Raw genomic sequence first — 17,913 nt, 5'->3', positions numbered from 1 at the left:
CACGCTATCAGGCACGAGACTCGTGCGCTAGCTGGCCATCTTGCGGGACAACGCCGCCTTGATGAGGGCTTCCGTGGAGGCACCTGTCTCGAGTCCCGAGAGCATCTTGGCCGCCTCGACCGGCTTGTAGCCCAGCGCGACCAGAGCGGCTTCGGCGTCGGCCAGGGGATGGGTAACCGGCGGCTGTGGCTGCGAAGCGCGCGCCATTTCCGACAGACCATCGTCCTGCGGAATCGTCCAATGCTTGAGCCGGTCGCGCATCTCGATGATCAGGCGGTCCGCCGTCTTCTTGCCGACGCCGGGCAAGCGAGTCAGTGCCCGACTGTCTTCGTCGTGCACGCAGCGAATGAAATCGGCCTGCTCCATTCCCGAGAGAATCGCCAGCGCCAGGCGCGGCCCGACCCCGGAAATCTTGATCAATTCCCGGAACAGACGACGCTCCGGCTCCTTGCCGAAGCCATAGAGCAACTGGGCGTCTTCACGCACGACCAGATGGGTGAACAGCTGACAGTCCTCCCCGACAGCCGGCAGACCCAGCAAGGTATTCATGGAGGCTTCGAGTTCATAGCCCACACCCTGTACATCGAGTACCAGATGAGGCGGCTGCTTTTCGAGCAAACGCCCGGTCAGACGTCCAATCATGTTTCGGGCTGTCCTTGAGTCTTCAGTGCCGCCTGCTCATCACATCAGGTGTCAGGCGGCACGGGTTGTTGCGATGCGGGCAAGCCTACCAAAGATAACGTGCAGGCGGCATGTCCGAGTGTCACGACGATTTTGTCGCATGAATCTGACAGTCACTTGTTGCCATGAGGCCAGATGCAGGCAGCATGCGGATGCCAGCAGAACGCAAGATGCTGCCTGACATCGTGAAAACAAGCCTACAAGTGACTGAAAAATTGGAATTTATTGATAACGATAGCGTATCTGGCGCAAGCGGGCTTGTCACTTCTCGCCTGTAGAGGCCGTCTTCGGCACACGCCGGAGTCTGCTCCCCACTCTCTTCAGCCCCTGACCAGACACTCTTCAGACCCTACGTGACCGGCAGACACCTCATTTGCCCGGCTCAAAGTCACGCCAGCTACTGCTGCGTCGTGCGCGGGTACTCTTGCGCCCTGCACCCGCCCCCAGGCCCAACGCCTCCAGCTGCGCGCTGCTCGGGGTCAGTCGCATGCGTGCAAAGCAATGTGTCAGCGCGATGGCCAGAGCATCCGCGGCATCCGCCTGAGGCGTTGCAGAGAGCTTGAGCGTATGGGTCACCATATGCTGGACCTGCGCCTTGTCTGCTGCACCGGACCCCGTGACAGCCTGCTTGATCTGTCGCGGCCCATACTCTGATACCGGCAGGCCGTGGTTCGCCGCACACACGATGGCTGCCCCACGTGCCTGACCGAGCTTGAGCGCGGAGTCGGCATTCTTGGACATGAAGACCTGCTCGATGGCGAACTCCGCCGGGCGATGCATGGCAATCACTTCACTGATACCGGCGTAGATCTGCGCCAACCGCTGGTCGAGGCTGACCTGGGACATGCGGATGCAGCCACTGTCCACATAGCGGGGCTGAGCCGCCGAGACGTCCAGTACGCCGTAACCGGTCAGGCGTGATCCCGGATCAATGCCAAGAATGATCATGCCACCGCCTCACGTCTCACACTCATTGCCGCTCCACCCCTGTCGTCTTTCCAGCTTACTGTGTATATAACCAGCCACAATGCCACAAAAAAGGCGGTGCGACACTGTCATTGCCTGCATCATCTGCAGGTAACAGTCTCACACCGCCTTGCCGGGGGTCACTTGCCCGCTTGCGCGGGACTGCCCCTCTCCCGGGCGCTGATGGCGCCTGTCAGGAGAGGTTGATCACCCCGGGGTCATTCGCCTGGATCAGGCCTGACCGCCTTCTTCTTCGACCTTGACCTTCTGACGCAGACGGATGTTCAGCTCCTTGAGCTGCTCACCGCTGACTTCCCCCGGGGCGTCGGTCATCATGCAGCCAGCGCTCTGGGTCTTCGGGAAGGCAATGACTTCACGAATGGTCTTGGCGCCGGTCATCAGCATGACCAGACGGTCGAGACCGAAGGCCAGACCACCATGGGGCGGCGCGCCGAACTTGAGCGCGTCGAGCAGGAAGCCGAACTTCTCTTCCGCTTCCTCTTCGCCGATGCCCAGCACTTCGAACACGGTACGCTGCATGCCCTGGTCGTGGATACGGATGGAACCGCCACCCAGCTCAGTGCCGTTGATGACCATGTCATAGGCGCGAGACAGTGCCGCTTCCGGATCGGCCTTGAGTTCTTCCGGGGTGCAGGACGGCGCGGTGAACGGGTGGTGCAGCGCGCTCAGGCGGCCATTGGCATCGGCTTCGAACATCGGGAAGTCGACGACCCACAGCGGTGCCCATTCGCGGGTGTAGAGGTTGAGGTCTTCGCCCAGCTTGACGCGCAGCGCACCGATGGCCTCGGCCACGATGTTGGCCTTGTCGGCACCGAAGAACACGATGTCGCCATCGACGGCGCCACAGCGGTCCAGCACGTCATCCACGACGTCTTCCATGAACTTGACGATCGGCGACTGCAGACCCTCGATGCCCTTGGCACGCTCGTTGACCTTGATCCACGCCAGGCCCTTGGCACCGTAGATGCCGACGAACTTGGTGTAGGCGTCGATTTCCTTGCGTGACAGGCTGGCACCGCCCGGCACACGCAGCGCGGCGACACGGCCCTTGTCATCCTTGGCCGGGCCGGAGAAGACCTTGAAGTCCACACCGCTCATCAGATCATCGACATCGACCAGCTCCAGCGGGATACGCAGGTCCGGCTTGTCGGAACCGAAGCGCTGCATGGCTTCGGAATACGGCATGGTCGGGAAGTCGCCCAGCTCGACATCCAGCACTTCCTTGTAGAGGCCACTGATCATGGTCTCGGTCATGCCCATGATGTCCTTCTCGTCGACGAAGCTGGCCTCGAGGTCGATCTGGGTGAATTCCGGCTGACGATCGGCGCGCAGATCCTCGTCACGGAAGCACTTGGCGATCTGGTAGTAACGATCGACACCGGCGACCATCAACAGCTGCTTGAACAGCTGCGGAGACTGCGGCAGCGCGAAGAAGCTGCCGGCATAGGTGCGGCTCGGCACCAGATAGTCACGTGCCCCTTCCGGCGTGGCACGCGTGAGAATCGGGGTTTCGATGTCGAGGAAGCCCAGGGCTTCCAGCTGGGCACGCACGCTGTGGGTGATGCGTGAACGCAGGCGCAGCTTGTCGATCATGTCCGGACGACGCAGGTCGACATAACGATACTTGAGGCGAACTTCCTCACCGACCTTGTTGTGGTCGTCCAGCTGGAACGGCGGCGTCTGTGCGGTGTTGAGCACTTCGACATCCTTGGCCAGCACTTCGATCATGCCTGTCGGCATGTTCGGGTTCTGGGTGCCTTCCGGGCGCATGCGAATACGGCCCTTGATGCGCAGGACGTACTCGCTGCGCGCCTTGTCGGCAGTGGCGAAGGCATCGACGGTGTCCGGATCGACGACGATCTGGGCGATACCGTCACGGTCGCGCATGTCGAGGAAGATGACGCCACCGTGGTCGCGACGGCGGTGCACCCACCCGCACAGAGTGACATCCTGATCGATCAGGGTCTCGTTCAGTTTGCCGCAATAGTGGCTGCGCATGTTGATTCCTTGTTGCTCAAATTCGTGATCGACGCACTGGTGCGCGTCTGTCTCAGAGGGCCTGACGCTGGAGATGCCTGCCACTCATGCATGACCTTGCACATGGATGGCAGGCATGACAGCTGGCCTGATGACGGGAGACATCAGGACGAGCTATCGCCACCTCCGGCCAGATTCTTCTTGCTGCCGGACTTGAAATCCGTTTCGTACCAGCCACTGCCCGCCAGACGGAAACCGGCGGCGGATACCAGCTTTTCCAGCTGGTCCGTCTTGCATTCCGGACATTCCGTCAGCGGCGCGGCGCTGATCTTCTGCAACTTGTCCATCCGATGGCCACAGGCCTTGCAGTGGTATTCATAGATCGGCATGGTTTTTTCCTGACGATACTGGTCCCGAGCGCATGAATGCGAATCCCGGACCATGACAATGTTATGCCTTGCGGCGCCCTTGCATCAGACGTGCCGGAGACATCAATATGAGTGACATCTCAAGCACAGCTTCGGAACGCGTACAATAAGGCCAGTTGAACGTCTTTCAAGTCAAAGCGAAAGGGCCACATTATAGCGTGCTCGGCCCCTTGCGGGGCAACACCTCGATAGATTCCCGGCAATGCGCCGTCATGCCCGGCCAGGGTCAGGCCTCATTCACTGCCGCCCGGCCGTCTCACGTCATGAGGACACCGATGTCTGATCCCCAACTCGCATCTGCAACTCCCCCTACTGCTGCCGCTGGTTCTGGCCCGCAGGCCGTGATGCTCGACATGGCATCACTTGGCGACGGCCTTGACTTCAGCCGCCTGAAGGACCGGGTCAATGGGCTTGTCTGCCATGATGCCACGTTGCCCGAGCAGGTCGTGGAGCGTCTGGAGGGTGCCGAAATCGTGCTGGTCAACAAGGTACGCCTGGAGGCGCAGCATCTGGAGGCCCTGCCGACATTGAAGCTGATCGCCGTCATGGCCACCGGCACCAACAACATCGACATGGAAGCGGCAAGGGCGCAAGGCATACGCGTCATGAACGTCGCGGCCTATGGCACCGCCTCTGTCGCACAGCACACCTGGATGTTGATGCTGGCACTGGCCGGACAACTGCCTGGCTACCAGGGAGATGTCGCGAGCGGTGAATGGCAGCGCAGCAATACCTTCTGCCTGATGGGCCGCCCCACCCTGCAACTGGCCGGCAAGCATCTGGTGATCGTCGGCAAGGGAGAGCTGGGGACTGCCGTGGGCAGGTTGGCAGAGGCGTTCGACATGCGCGTCACCTTCGCCGCGCGCCCGGGCAGTGAGTCGACGTCTCAACGACCGAGCCTGAAACACCTCCTGCCTGAAGCGGACGTCATCAGCCTGCACTGCCCACTGACGCCTGAGACACACCATCTGATCGACGAGCAGGCCCTGGCGTTGCTGAAGCCCGGTGCCCTGCTCATCAACTGTGCACGCGGTGGCATCATCGATGAAGAGGCTGCACTTGCCGCCTTGAAGCTTGGGCACCTCGGTGGACTGGCCGTCGACAGCCTGCCGGAGGAACCGCCCCGGGAAGGCCATGCCCTGCTGACAGCGCTGGCTGACGGCCGCACGGCGTCTGAGGCCGGATGGAACCTCATCGTCACGCCCCACAATGCCTGGATCAGTCGTGAAGCGCGTCAGAACATACTGGATCTGAGTCTTGCCAATATCGAGGCCTATCTCGGCGAAAACGTCTGAGACATGGACGAGGGGGCTGCACTCCGATGCCCGCCCGCTGGCAGAGGCATGGATAGACACCAGAAGGGGCCAGATGCGCAAGGCATCTGGCCCCTTCTGGTGCCGGGATTGCCGCGTCATTCAAGAGGAGTGACGCGACATCGATGGCAGCTAGCCTGAGATCACTCTTGAGCTCGCTCAGCGCAGGTGGCTGGCGAATGAGGATCTGTCGATACGGATATGCATGCCAGCGGCCTTGACGGGGTGGCCTTCGGCATCCCACGTCACTACCCGCCCGCGCGAGATGAGCAATACCCAATCAATGGCATCCGCCGCCTGATCCTCGTCATGCCGACTCGCCGACGATGCCGCATGGCCCTCGCCGCCTTGCGGCTCGATGCCCGGTTCAACCGTTAGATCAGAATGCGCATTGCAGCCCATGCTTTCGATGTGCCGCAGATCCTCCTCTCCCGGGGCGCGCATGCGGTACTGACATTCGAAGGTATCGCCGAAGGTGGTGAACACGCGGTGACGCAGGACATGCACGGCTTCCAGGTCATCAGGATGGATCAGCCGATCAAAGTCCAGCTCGCGCATCACCAGCGGCTCACGCCCTGTCGCTCCCAGCATCCGCCACAGATTGGGGTGAATGTGGATGATGCACCCGGGAATATCCATCTCCCACAGACTGTCGCCACTGGCTTCCAGGGAGTCGAGCAAGCGCCGCTCACTGGCCTGGAGTTCCTGCTGGGTCTGGCGCAGACGTCGGTACATCTCTTCCGCCGTATGATGGGCATCATCCAGCTCGACGATACCGCATTGCCCGGGAGACTCGATCTCCGCCCCCATGCCGATACGATGCAGGCGATCCCTGAGCTCTGCCAGCGGCACGGACAGATGGCGACTGATGTGGTGGGTGCGCCAGCTCATCAGCAGGAAGAAGCTCAGATAGAAGAGAATCAGGCCGCCCACCAGCGCCATGCCGACCAGTTGAAAATTGCGCCCGATCTCGGCGGTACGCGAGAAGACGGCCGACTCCTCCACCATGCTCAACATGATCCAGTCATTGCTGCTCAGACGCTCCCAGGCCACCTTGAAGGGCTCACCATTCACCAAGACGCTTGCAGAGCCACGACGCTGCCCGAGGATCTGCTCGGACAGGGTGGCGAAGACGGGATGCCTGGACAGCTCCATCTGCGCCGGCCGCAGCACGTCCTCCTCCTGGAGAATGCTGACGTCCGGCTGCTCGACCGGTGCCAGAGAGAGCAAAGATTCGCCTCTCGACGGCACCGCCAGTGAGCGCCCCTTGGCATCGTAGAGCATCGCGAAGCCGCTCCAGGGCAGTTCCATGGCCAGAATCTGGTTGACGATGACATCCAGGGTCATGTCGATGCCTACCACACCGAGAAATTCGTCACCGTCGTAAAAAGGCGTGACGGCAGACGTCATCCAGCCATTGGCGGCGGGGTCCTGATAGAGATCCGTCCAGACGGTGTGGCGCTCGGGATTCATGGCCGGTGCGGCCAGGTAGAAGAAGGAGAAGTCTCGGCAATCGTGATCGGGGGGCAACAACTCGACGAGATCCACATAGGGATAGATTCGCACAGAGCAGTTCGCCAGCGTCACGAAGGTCTGGATGACCGCGGGATGGGTCGAGACGATATTGCGCATCAGGGGGTCCACGGCCGTCATTCGCAATGCCAGTGGCACATCGATCTCGATATCAGGCAGCACGGCATGGAAGCCACTGGCCTGATCCCCTTCATCCCTCTGGCTGGCCCAGGCGCCACTGCGCTCGAATCCATGCCGAGCCGCTTGCTTCGCACTGACGGGAGAAGCACTGTCGAGTCGAATCATGCGGGCCTGTGCCGCCATGCCGGTGGAGAGATCCTGTATATGTTCCAGCTGACGATTGAGGCTCTTGGCCTCGCGCAGCATGGCCAGATTCAACTCACTGCTCGACTGCGCCTGAAGGTAATTCAGGTTGGCATCACGTATCTCGTCGTTGGACAGGAAGTACACCGCTACCAGCGCCGTCTCTACCAGCAGCAACGGGATCATGGTACTGGTAAACAGCGCGCGCCAGACCCATTTCTTGATGGTGATGGGGGTACGTTGAATTCCCGGCATTGGCGGATTTCCTGATTCCTCCATAAGTGAATCGAGTATGCGCCTTCTCTTGCCTATAGGTGGACTTCGCGCTTCAACGCTCAAACATGTCCAAAAGGTCAGACCTTGGTGTCAGGACTGCGGACAGGCGGCCAAGGCTTTGCTAGGATGCTCGCCCCCAAGGAGGCTGCATGCTTTACAACTACGGTTCCATCAATATCGATCACGTCTACCGGGTCCCTCATCTGGTTCGCCCCGGTGAAACTCTGGCGAGTCACTCCTTCCGTCAGGTATTGGGCGGCAAGGGGGCCAACCAGTCCCTCGCTCTGGCACGCGCAGGCGGAGATGTCACCCACTGGGGACGTCTCGGCAATGCCGACCGCTGGGCACTTGAGCCATTGGAGAGCGCCGGTGTCATCACGTCTCAGGTCGAACTGAGCGCCAGCGCCAGCGGTCACGCCATCATTCAGGTGGATGATCACGCCGAGAACAGCATCATCCTTTACCCTGGTGCCAATCATGGCTTCACCGACGAACACCTCTCCGAGCTGTTCTCCGGAGTCACCCAGGGCGATTGGCTGCTGCTTCAGAACGAGTGCAATGCGCTTGGCAAGGTCATCGAGATGGCGCATGCCAAGGGCATGAAGATCGCCTTCAACCCGGCGCCGATGAGTGCTGAAGTGCTGGATCTCCCGCTGGAGCATTGCCAGGTGCTGTTCTTGAACCGTGGCGAAGCGGCGCAACTGGTCGAGCTGGAAGAAAGCGCACCGGTCGACACGCTGCTCAATGCCCTGCATGAGCGCCTGCCCGCCACCGAGGTCGTGCTGACTCTGGGCAGCGAGGGCGTCTGCTATCAGCTGGGCGAGCAGCGCATCCAGCTGCCTGCCCATCGCGTGAAGGCGGTGGATACCACCGCTGCCGGCGATACCTTCATCGGCTATTACCTGGCCAGCCAGATCGATGGCATGAACATCGAAGACAGTCTGCGTCGCGCCAGCACGGCCTCCGCACTCTGTGTCAGTCGTGAAGGCGCCGCTCCCAGCATTCCGGGCAGCAGCGATGTCGCTGACGCCCTGGCTAAGTGGCCCCCCCTGGACGCATTGAGCAACTGAACGATCACCCCCTTGAACCGGACAGGTCTGAGCCTTTCCTGAGGGTGAGGCTCAGCCCACGGCACGCTGATTGAGGTGCCGATGGCACCGGTTCATGGCTTTATCGGCAAGAGGACATCATGAAGACTCCCATCATCTTTGATACCGACCCGGGCGTTGATGACGCCCAGGCCATCGCCATCTGCCTGGCACATCCGGACATCGAATTCCTCGGCATGACGACCACCTTCGGCAACGTCACCATCGAGACCGCCACGTCCAATGCGTTGTTGCTGGGGGAGCTGGCGGGCCAGAATATCCCGGTCGCACAGGGTGCTGCCCAACCGCTGGTCAAGGACAAGTTCCCCGCACCGGCGCACATCCACGGCGCCAACGGCCTTGGCAACATGGATATCCCGGAGCCCAAGGGCAAGGCGTTGCCCATCAGTGCACCGCAGTTCATCGTCGAGCAGGTCAATGCGCGTCCGGGCGAGATCACCCTCGTCGCGGTAGGCCCGCTGGGCAACCTGGCAACCGCCCTGCAACTGGACCCGAGCATCATCACCAAGGTCAAGCAGGTGGTCGTGATGGGTGGCTCCATCCGTGAAGGCGGCAACGTCTCTCCGGTCGCGGAAGCCAATATCTTCAACGACCCGCATGCCGCCTCCAAGGTGCTCACGGCAGGCTGGCCGCTGACCATGGTCGGCCTGGATGCCACTCACCGCTGCGTGCTGTCCCCGGCACATGTCGAGCGCATCCGTGTCGCGCAAGGTGCCCTGGGCGAGGTGCTGTCCGGCAGCTATCAGTTCTACAAGGCCTTCTACCAGGAAGCTCGTGGCATCGATGGCTGCTGTCCGCACGACAGCTGTGCCCTGGCCTGGCTGATGAAGCCGGAGATGTTCACCGTCGAGCGTGGCCACCTGAGCGTCGAAGTCGAAGGGCTGGCGGAAGGCCAGACCCTGTTCGCGCCGCAAGGACGCGAGTTCCTCGGCAATCAATGGTCCCAGACGCCGTTGGTCGACGTCTGCGTCAATGCCAACGGTGAGCAGGTCGTCGAGTGGATCACCGACGTGCTGACCGCCAAGGCTTCCTGAGCCTGTACTCCCGATATCACGTGACGCACCGCGGGTCATGACGATACCGGCTGGCCCCCTGCAAGGCATGCCTTGCGGGGGGTAGCCAGTCTGCGTGATGCCTCGCCTGCTCTCCGCTTTCTATTGCCTCTCTCGTTTCTCTCGTCTTTCGCCTCTCCCACCTCGTCGATGACAGTGTTGTGGGTAGGATCGATATCTGTGTGAAGACAAAAGATAACGGTATAATATGTAGATGCCTGCAGACGCAGACAGATCGCACACTGCCAGGCCATGCTCAGCGTATGCGCGTTATCTGATAGGCTATCGGGGACGCACGACCTGCCATCCAGATGCAGTCTTCAGAATTCCATGGAGCGTTTCATGCCCTCATCGACTCTCATGCCCGCCATGCGTGCACCGTCTCAGCTCTGCTCCGAGGGCTCGGCAGACAACGCCTGTCAGTATGACTGTCTCGTCTTCATCGGCCGCTTCCAACCCGTTCACCATGGTCATGTCGCGATCATGGAGGAGGCCCTGCGTCGTGCACGCCAGGTCATCGTCCTGGTGGGGTCTGCCTGGCAGGCGCGTTCCTTGCGCAACCCTTTCACCTTCGATGAACGCACCAACATGATTCGCAGCTGTTTCGGGGAGGATGCCAATGCCCGACTGGAAATCGTGCCGCTGCTGGATGCTCTCTACAACGACGATGTCTGGGTGCGGGATGTGCAGCGCAAGGTGCGTGACATCGCACGCCCGCAGGCCAATCGCATGCCACGCATCGCCTTGATCGGGGCCACGCATGGCAATGACAATGCACGTTCCAGCTATTATCTGAGTCTGTTCCCGCAGTGGGAATCCGTGGCAGGGCCTTACCACGAGGGCATGGTGGCGAGTCATATCCGCGATGTGATCTTCAGCGAGCGGGCCAGAGTCGAGGACTGGCTGGACAACGAGGGACTGGAGTTGCTGCCCGGCAGCGTCGCAGAACATTTGCGCGGCTTTCTGGAGGAAACGGCATGGCAAGGTCTGGTCGAGGAGCGTCGACTGCTCGAGCAGTATCGCGCGGCATGGAGTGACGCGCCCTATCCTCCCCTGTTCATCACGGTCAATGCGGTCGTCGTGCAATCAGGGCATATCCTGCTGACCACCCGACGCGCGGCGCCTGGCAAGGGGCTTTACGCCTTGCCCGGGGGCTTCGTCCAGTCGCAGGAGCGCCTGCTGGATGCCTGCCTGCGCGAATTGAGAGAACGCGTGCGGCTCAAGGTGCCAGAACCTGTCCTGCGCGGCTCACTGCGTGGGCAGCGTCTGTTCGATGAGCCTCATCGCAGCTGGCGCGGTCGCACGCTGGCAGAGGCCTTCTATTTCGCACTGCGCCCGGAGCAGCAGCTACCGAAACTGCGCAGCAGTGGCAAGGACAGCGAAGAGCAGGCTCGCTGGGTGGCACTGGCAGATCTGGAGCCTGACACCTTGTTCGAAGACCACTTCTTCATCATCCAGAACTTTCTGGGCTTGCATGCGGGGCAAAGCAGTTTCTGACTCGCCGATAGAGACAGCTTTGCCAGACACGACAACGGCAGGCCATTGGCCTGCCGTTGTCGTGTCTGGGTGTGGCCTGTCAGGCCTGAAGGAAATCTCGCGGCAGATTCATCAGCTGCTTCCACAGCTTGTCAATCCCCGGCTTGTGAACCAGTGAGCAACGATAGAGACGAATCTCCAGCGGAATATCCCAGGCGTCATTGCCGGCTCTCACCAGCTTGCCACTTTCCAGCTCATCCCGGATGCAGAAGTCCGGAATCCACGCCATGCCCACTCCCTGCAACGCCATGCCCTTGAGTCCCTCCGCCATCGCCATTTCATAGACGGTGCGCAAGCGAAGCCGCAATGGATCATTCTTGAGCAACATCTTCACGCTGCGCCCCAGGAACGCTCCCTGTGTATAGGAGAGCAAGGGAATCGCGTCCTGACTGGTTTCGCTCTGGCCGGTCAGCGGGAAGCGTGGCTCGCCGTTCTCCAGCGGCACGCAGACCGGCAGCATGTTGACCTTGGCCACCGAGAAGGAGGGGAATGCCTCTGCATCCAGCTGCATGCTGGCGTAAGGGTCGTAATACGCCAGCATCAGATCGCAGTTGCCCTCACGCAGGGCATGGATGGCATCGCCGACATTCATGGCGGAGAGCCGCGTCGGCAACTCCCCCAGCCCTTGCTGAAGGCGCGAGATCCACTTGGGGAAGAACGCCAGCGCCAGCGAGTGTGCCGCCGCGATGTCCAGCGTCTCGTTGGCCATCCCAAGCCCCCGTAGATGGGCCAGACATTCGGACAGCTGCTCGGTCAAATTGCGCGCGGTCACCAAGAACAACTGTCCTTCCGGCGTCAGGCTGACAGGCGTGGTCGAACGATCCACCAGCGTGGTGCCCACGGCCTGCTCCAACGCGCGAATTCGACGGCTGAAGGCTGGTTGGGTCACATGTCTGAGGCGAGCCGAGGTGGAGAAGCTGCGCGTATTGGACAACGCGACGAAATCTTCCAGCCATTTTGTTTCCAGGTTCACCCGAACTCCCATCGATATCGATCATGCCGGCAATATGCGTGAAAACCGGTCATGTAGCGCCTTGTCTCTGGCAGTGAGCTTCACGGGGGAGAATCACTACCTTCGTCGTATGCATTTGACGTATACGGCAGCGGCGATAGGCATTGGTCGTCGGGGCATCCTGCTGGTTACCCTTGTCCACCTCACCGCGCTTCAAGCGCAACAGTGTACTTCAGCCAGGAGTTCCGCCCAAGTGAACAGTGCCTCGGAAACCGCTCAGAACGCCATGCCATCTTCACAGCCCGACCTCAGCCATGCAGAGCAGGAGGCATTGGCAAACGGTTTCCGCCTCGAGAAGGATCTACTGGGACGCGAGCCGGTCCCGACAGAGGCCTATTACGGTGTCCAGACCCAGCGTGCACTCAACAACTTCCATCTGTCCGGCGTGCCGCTGTCCCACTTCCCGCGTCTGGTGGAAGGCCTGGCATTGGTCAAGGCCGCTGCCGCGGAAGCCAATCACGCGCTGGGCTATCTCGAGACACGTGAGCACGATGCCATCCAGCATGCCTGTGCACGCTTGATGAATGGCGATCATCACGATCAGTTCGTGGTCGACATGATCCAGGGGGGGGCCGGCACCTCGACCAACATGAATGCCAACGAGGTGATCGCCAACCTCGGGCTGGAATATCTTGGCTATCCGAAAGGGGATTACCAGCACCTGCACCCCAACAATCACGTCAACATGGCGCAGTCCACGAATGACGCCTATCCGACGGCCATTCGTGTCGGCCTGCTGCGCAGCCACTCGATGCTGGTGGATGCGCTGAGCGAACTGGCCAATGCCTTTGCCAGCAAGGCACTGGAATTCGATGATGTCGTCAAGATGGGGCGCACCCAGCTTCAGGATGCGGTGCCGATGACGCTGGGCCAGGAATTCCGCGCCTTCGCCAACACCCTGCGCGAAGATGTCGAGCGCATCGCCAACCTCAACGAGTTGCTCAAGGAAGTCAATCTGGGGGGCACGGCGATCGGCACCGGCATCAATGCCGATCCGCGCTACAGCGCCTTGGCCATCGAGGCATTGGCACGTCGTTCCGGCATCGACTTCCGTCCGGCGTCGGACCTGGTCGAGGCGACCAGTGACATGGGGGCCTTCGTGCTGTTCCACGGCATGCTCAAGCGCCTCGCGGTCAAGCTGTCCAAGATCTGCAATGACCTGCGCCTGCTGTCTTCCGGCCCGCGCACCGGCTTCAACGAGATCAACCTGCCGCCTCAGCAGCCGGGCAGCTCGATCATGCCGGGCAAGGTCAATCCGGTGATTCCGGAAGCCGTCAATCAGGTCGCCTTTGATGTGATCGGCAACGACACCGCGCTGACCATGGCGGCGGAAGCCGGCCAGTTGCAGCTCAACGTGATGGAGCCGCTGATCGCCTACAAGCTGCTGGATTCCATCCGCCAGCTGAGCCGAGCCATGACCATGCTCAAGAATCGCTGCGTGATCGGCATCACGGCCAATCGGGATCGCTGTGCGGAGCTGGTCAACAACTCCATCGGCCTGATCACTGCCCTCAACCCCTACATCGGCTATGACAACGCGACCCGCATCGCCAAGGAAGCCCTGGTCAGCGGTCGCAGCGTATTGGAGCTGGTGCGCGAGGAAGGCCTGCTGGATGAGGCGCGCCTTGAAGTACTGCTGTCGCCGCAGGCGATGACACGGCCGCGCCAGATGAAGGATTGAAGCTGCAGCAGCGTTCCGATGACTCATCACGGGTTATCCTTGCGCCAAACCGTGGCGTAATCTGACGCGCAGACTGAAATGAAAAACGCCGCGCCCAGGCCTGAAACCTGAGCGGGGCGTTTGTCTGCAGGATAGCGGCAAGACAAGTCGCTTCTCTATCCTCTTTCCTCTTTCCTCGCTTCTCTCCACTGTCACGCTGCTATCTGGCCTGCCCTGCTGGATCCTGCCGAGTCGTCCTGTTGACCCGAGGGTCACGCGGGTAGAAGCGCTCGGGCTGCGCTTCGACGTGGTCAAAGTGCTTGGTGTTCTTGTAGGGCATCTTCATGAAGCCCGACACCCCCAGTCCGGAAATCAGTGGTACGGCGGCCAGGATGACATCCAGAAGATGCGCGAAATCGGCTTCACGCCCGGGGTCGAGCAGACGGTAATAACTGTGGATCTTGAGATGATGCGGCAATGCCTCGAAGATCAGCATTCCGGTGTGATGGATCTGGTTGAGTTCCGACAGCGCGTTCATGATCTGTTCCGGCAGGGCCAGAAACTCCTCGGGATCCGGGCCATCCTCGAAATAGGAGTGCACTCGTGATTCATCCTCCAGCTCCGGAACGGCGCTGACTTCATAGGGAAAGCGGAGTGCCTCACGCCGGGGGGAGGCTTGCGGCAGCGTGAAGGCGTCCTCGGGGTCGTCGCGCTCCAGGTGCAAGGTATCACGCGCATTGAACAGACAGGCCTTGAACACCCCCTGTCGGTAGATGGCACGCGCCAGCGCCACCATGTTGTTGACCGCTACCACGAAGGCGGCCTTGAGCGAGGGGTCATGCAGGTGCAGCGCCGTGTCCACGAAGATGCCCTGCGGCTCCCAGCGGATCGCCAGTCCCCCGACGATCGGATACTTCCCCAGCCGGCTCACGGCGGCCAGAAAGGCTTTCTCCGTATCTCCCATGCCCTGCATGAAGTTCTTGTAATAGCGATCCAGCTGGACGTCGTTGACGGCATCCAGCGCATTGGCGTGGTCGCCGTCTTCGTGGTTGGCCTGCGCACTGTCCATGCCATCGATCTCGAAGGCTTCCCGCAGAAAGGATTTGCGCGAGGTATAGACGACGGTGTCGATGTCGCGGGCGGCAGGCCTCACCCAGACGGGAAGCAGAGAGGGTATCGGCGATGACGGCAGTTCCGGCATGACCAGACGAGCCATTCTTGGCATCTCGCGCAGGAAGTAGTCACCCGCCTGCATTCGCAGCATCGGGTCTTCCGCCAGCATGCCATCCAGCATGCGCGCGAACTCCCGTGGCAGTCCCAGCGAGGTTGCCGGGATGGCCCGCACGCCGAAGCGACACGACTGCCCTGACGCCAGTGCATAGAGTGTCGCGGCCACGCCTTGCTCATCGAAGCGAGGCGAGGACAGCGCGCCATTGAGCTGTTCCTCGCCGATGAAGTAGACATCGCCCAGTCGCGCGTTGGTCTGCTGCAGATCATCCGACATCAGCTGCATCACATTGGTCGTGAGGTATTGCATGTGCTCGTCGAGTTGCGCGAAGACGGCACTGCCCCAGTCGATCAATGCCACCTGCTCACCCTCGGCATCGAAGACCAGGTTGGACGGTTTGATATCCCCGTGCACCACCGCGGGCGTACCGGGGCTTGCGGATGACCCACGCAGCGACTTGAGAATCCCGGCAAGCTGACTGGCGACCCTGATCACCAGACGCGGTGACATGCGGCCATGCTTGAGCGAGTACTCCTCGAGATTGATGCCCGGCGCGCGCTCCATGACCAGTATCGACTGGCGGCGAACGCGCTGGTAACTGATCAGGCGCGGAATCAACGGATGCGCGACTTGGTCGAGCATGAAGGCCTCTTCCTCCAGACGGTCCTGCAACGCCTGAGGCAAGGTGACCCGCGTGAACTTGAAGACGTGCTCCTCTCGAATGGCCGTACCTTCACCAGGGCGCCACCCGGCAAACACGAAGCCATAAGCCCCCTTGCCGACCAGATGGATTTCGCGATAGCCCAGCCCCTCGAGCTGGGCAACGCACAGCGCCACCCAGTCCTTGAGCTTCTTGGCATCATGATGCGAGAGCAGGTAGATGGACTGCTCTTCCGGGATATAGAACTGTTGCAGGCGCTCATGGGCGCGCGTGTCACTCATGGACAAGCGCCTCCCTCATCGAACCCCGTCATGCCAGCGACAGCAGCATCTCATCCGGATGCTCCAGATAGTGCTTCCACAGATTGCTGAAGCGAGCGATGGTACCGCCATCAATGATGCGGTGATCCCCGGCCCAGGTGATCGTCATGATGTCGCGCGCGCAGACATTGCCATCGACATCGAAGCGCGGCAGCCGCTGGGTACGACCGAGGGCCACGATGGCGACCTCGGGCTGATTGATGATCGGGGCCGCATAGGTGCCGCCCAGAGCACCAATGTTGGAGATCGACAGCGTGCCACCCTTAAGATCCGCCTGCGGGACACGACCATTGCGTGCCGCCTCGGTCAGTCTGGCTACCTCGCGCGCGATCTCGAGGATGCTCAGCCGTTCGACGCCCTTGACGTTGGGCACCATCAGGCCGGCGGCACCATCGACAGCCATGCCGATATTGCAGCTTGCGTGATAGAGCACCTGGCTTTCATCGTCACTGAGACTTGCATTGAGAATCGGCTCTTCAAGCACCGCCAATGCCATCGCCTTCATGATGAAGGGCATCAGCGTCAGGCGAGTCCCCTCCTTGTCGGCCCGTGACTTGAGACGCACGCGCAGCGCGAGCAGCTCCGTCACATCGAGCTCATCTCCGTAATGGAAATGGGGGATCTGGGTGCTGGATTGCACCATGCGTCGGGCCATGACGGCCGCCACGCCCTTGAGGGGGACCTGCCTGGCTTCCAGCCGCGCTGCACGTGGCTCGTGCGACTCGCACGCCACCGGCTCGGCCACCGCCACATCGGGGGACACCGCAGCCGCGGGGGCCACGTCCCGATGGCGTTGATCTGCAGGAGATGCTGTCGGGCGATCTGACGTACCAGCAGCCACGGAATCACGCGCGAGATAGACGAGCACATCCTCTTTCAATACCCGGCCGTTGCGACCAGAGCCCGCAATGGCGCTGATGTCCAGCGCATGCTCGCGCAGCAGACGACGAACCGCCGGTGTGGCAGGAATGCGCGCCTGGGCCGGGGACATGCCTGAGGCACAGGCAGACGGAGCGTGCTGTGCTGCAGCCGTCGCCATCCCTGCCTCCTTGACTGCCTCGTGCGCCACGCCAGATGCCTCGTCGGCCGTGTCATCGCTGTCAGGCACATAAGCGTACAAGGGGGTATGGACACGGGCGTTCTCCCCCTGAGCGTAATGGAAGCGCACGATTCGCCCGGGCTCGGAGGCCGTGATCTCGACCAGCGCCTTGTCTGTCATCACATCGACGATCGTCTGGTCTTCCTCGACCTTGTCACCCTCGGCCACATGCCAGGTGACCACCTCACATTCGACGATGCCTTCCCCGATGTCCGGGAGGATGAAATCACGCGAACGTCGTTCACTGACAGCCTCTCCAGCGGCCTGATCCGCGCTGTCGGCGCCCGGCGCCTTCGCTCCGGACGGGGCGTGATCGCCAGACGGCGCTACTTGTCCATCTGCCCCACCTGCTTCACCTGCCCCACCCTTCCCATCCGACTCACCCGCCTCATCCACCGCAAACAGCGGTGCATGCACCCGGGCAATCTCGCCCTCCCGACAATACAGACGAACCACGGTGCCTGCGTGGGGCGCGGGAATTTCCACCAATGCCTTGTCCGTCATTACCTCGGCGACCGCCTGATCTTCCTCGATCACATCGCCTTCCTTGATCAACCACTTGACCAGCTCGCACTCGACGATCCCCTCGCCGATATCGGGCAGGATGAAATCATTCATGGCACACGTCACTCCCTGCAACTCATCACGTAAACACAAGCCGTCACCTGGACATGAGCGGTCTCGACATCATCGAGCCTCCGTCAGCAATTCCAGGTCCGTGCTCAGTCATTCAGGCTC

At 61.4% G+C, this 17,913-nt stretch carries 13 protein-coding genes; 5 read left to right on the top strand and 8 right to left on the bottom strand.

Features of this window, described 5'->3' with window-relative positions:
* Positions 1-27 precede the first annotated feature (27 nt).
* The 4 genes from ruvA to AC26AR_RS07670 form a co-directional block, all read right to left on the bottom strand.
* Positions 28-642 carry a Holliday junction branch migration protein RuvA gene (ruvA, locus tag AC26AR_RS07685; protein ID WP_404625515.1) on the bottom strand — a complete coding sequence of 205 codons (615 nt, stop codon included), beginning with the start codon at positions 640-642 and terminating at the stop codon, positions 28-30.
* Between the two features lie 408 nt (positions 643-1,050).
* Positions 1,051-1,629 (bottom strand): crossover junction endodeoxyribonuclease RuvC, encoded by a 579-nt coding sequence (gene ruvC, locus AC26AR_RS07680; protein WP_077376507.1) that lies wholly within the window; start codon positions 1,627-1,629, stop codon positions 1,051-1,053.
* Between the two features lie 249 nt (positions 1,630-1,878).
* Positions 1,879-3,666 carry an aspartate--tRNA ligase gene (gene aspS / locus AC26AR_RS07675; RefSeq protein WP_479398700.1) on the bottom strand — a complete coding sequence of 596 codons (1,788 nt, stop codon included), beginning with the start codon at positions 3,664-3,666 and terminating at the stop codon, positions 1,879-1,881.
* Positions 3,667-3,809: 143 nt separating this feature from the next.
* Complete coding sequence (locus AC26AR_RS07670) at positions 3,810-4,034, bottom strand: FmdB family zinc ribbon protein (RefSeq protein WP_136937831.1); 225 nt, start codon at positions 4,032-4,034, stop codon at positions 3,810-3,812.
* A gap of 314 nt (positions 4,035-4,348) precedes the next feature.
* On the opposite strand from AC26AR_RS07670, the gene AC26AR_RS07665 reads away from it, so the two are divergent.
* Positions 4,349-5,368: a D-2-hydroxyacid dehydrogenase gene (locus AC26AR_RS07665; protein ID WP_404625512.1), complete on the top strand. Its 1,020-nt coding sequence runs from the start codon at positions 4,349-4,351 to the stop codon at positions 5,366-5,368.
* Between the two features lie 177 nt (positions 5,369-5,545).
* Here AC26AR_RS07665 and AC26AR_RS07660 read toward each other — a convergent pair whose 3' ends face one another.
* Positions 5,546-7,477 (bottom strand): PDC sensor domain-containing protein, encoded by a 1,932-nt coding sequence (locus AC26AR_RS07660; protein WP_479398699.1) that lies wholly within the window; start codon positions 7,475-7,477, stop codon positions 5,546-5,548.
* 170 nt (positions 7,478-7,647) lie between these two features.
* Here AC26AR_RS07660 and AC26AR_RS07655 point away from each other — a divergent pair, with 170 nt between their 5' ends.
* From AC26AR_RS07655 to AC26AR_RS07645, 3 genes are all read left to right on the top strand, one after another.
* The gene (locus AC26AR_RS07655; RefSeq protein WP_404625508.1) at positions 7,648-8,568 is read left to right on the top strand and encodes a ribokinase; all 921 of its coding nucleotides are present in this window, start codon (positions 7,648-7,650) and stop codon (positions 8,566-8,568) included.
* A gap of 119 nt (positions 8,569-8,687) precedes the next feature.
* Positions 8,688-9,641 carry a nucleoside hydrolase gene (locus AC26AR_RS07650; RefSeq protein WP_077376524.1) on the top strand — a complete coding sequence of 318 codons (954 nt, stop codon included), beginning with the start codon at positions 8,688-8,690 and terminating at the stop codon, positions 9,639-9,641.
* A 387-nt stretch (positions 9,642-10,028) separates the two neighbouring features.
* Entirely contained in the window at positions 10,029-11,156 is a 1,128-nt protein-coding gene (locus AC26AR_RS07645) for a bifunctional nicotinamide-nucleotide adenylyltransferase/Nudix hydroxylase (protein ID WP_404625681.1), read from the top strand.
* A 79-nt stretch (positions 11,157-11,235) separates the two neighbouring features.
* Here AC26AR_RS07645 and AC26AR_RS07640 read toward each other — a convergent pair whose 3' ends face one another.
* The gene (locus tag AC26AR_RS07640; RefSeq protein ID WP_077377372.1) at positions 11,236-12,168 is read right to left on the bottom strand and encodes a LysR substrate-binding domain-containing protein; all 933 of its coding nucleotides are present in this window, start codon (positions 12,166-12,168) and stop codon (positions 11,236-11,238) included.
* Between the two features lie 265 nt (positions 12,169-12,433).
* Here AC26AR_RS07640 and AC26AR_RS07635 point away from each other — a divergent pair, with 265 nt between their 5' ends.
* Positions 12,434-13,888 (top strand): aspartate ammonia-lyase, encoded by a 1,455-nt coding sequence (locus AC26AR_RS07635; protein WP_417286258.1) that lies wholly within the window; start codon positions 12,434-12,436, stop codon positions 13,886-13,888.
* 199 nt (positions 13,889-14,087) lie between these two features.
* On the opposite strand, the gene AC26AR_RS07630 is transcribed toward AC26AR_RS07635, so the two are convergent.
* The gene (locus AC26AR_RS07630) at positions 14,088-16,037 is read right to left on the bottom strand and encodes a serine/threonine protein kinase (protein ID WP_404625505.1); all 1,950 of its coding nucleotides are present in this window, start codon (positions 16,035-16,037) and stop codon (positions 14,088-14,090) included.
* Between the two features lie 28 nt (positions 16,038-16,065).
* Complete coding sequence (locus AC26AR_RS07625) at positions 16,066-17,793, bottom strand: dihydrolipoyllysine-residue acetyltransferase (RefSeq protein WP_479398697.1); 1,728 nt, start codon at positions 17,791-17,793, stop codon at positions 16,066-16,068.
* Positions 17,794-17,913: the final 120 nt, after the last annotated feature.

Source organism: Cobetia sp. PS-4MA (genome assembly GCF_057670765.1).
The sequence above is the reverse complement of the archived record's forward strand: the minus strand, read 5'-3'. Positions and strand labels throughout refer to the sequence as shown.

Bases quoted from the DNA above. Each gene is read 5' to 3' on its own strand.
- ruvA (WP_404625515.1), bottom strand. From the start codon at position 642: ATGATTGGACGTCTGACCGGGCGTTTGCTCGAAAAGCAGCCGCCTCAT.
- ruvC (WP_077376507.1), bottom strand. From the start codon at position 1,629: ATGATCATTCTTGGCATTGATCCGGGATCACGCCTGACCGGTTACGGC.
- aspS (WP_479398700.1), bottom strand. From the start codon at position 3,666: ATGCGCAGCCACTATTGCGGCAAACTGAACGAGACCCTGATCGATCAG.
- AC26AR_RS07670 (WP_136937831.1), bottom strand. From the start codon at position 4,034: ATGCCGATCTATGAATACCACTGCAAGGCCTGTGGCCATCGGATGGAC.
- AC26AR_RS07665 (WP_404625512.1), top strand. From the start codon at position 4,349: ATGTCTGATCCCCAACTCGCATCTGCAACTCCCCCTACTGCTGCCGCT.
- AC26AR_RS07660 (WP_479398699.1), bottom strand. From the start codon at position 7,477: ATGCCGGGAATTCAACGTACCCCCATCACCATCAAGAAATGGGTCTGG.
- AC26AR_RS07655 (WP_404625508.1), top strand. From the start codon at position 7,648: ATGCTTTACAACTACGGTTCCATCAATATCGATCACGTCTACCGGGTC.
- AC26AR_RS07650 (WP_077376524.1), top strand. From the start codon at position 8,688: ATGAAGACTCCCATCATCTTTGATACCGACCCGGGCGTTGATGACGCC.
- AC26AR_RS07645 (WP_404625681.1), top strand. From the start codon at position 10,029: ATGCGTGCACCGTCTCAGCTCTGCTCCGAGGGCTCGGCAGACAACGCC.
- AC26AR_RS07635 (WP_417286258.1), top strand. From the start codon at position 12,434: ATGCCATCTTCACAGCCCGACCTCAGCCATGCAGAGCAGGAGGCATTG.
- AC26AR_RS07630 (WP_404625505.1), bottom strand. From the start codon at position 16,037: ATGAGTGACACGCGCGCCCATGAGCGCCTGCAACAGTTCTATATCCCG.
- AC26AR_RS07625 (WP_479398697.1), bottom strand. From the start codon at position 17,793: ATGAATGATTTCATCCTGCCCGATATCGGCGAGGGGATCGTCGAGTGC.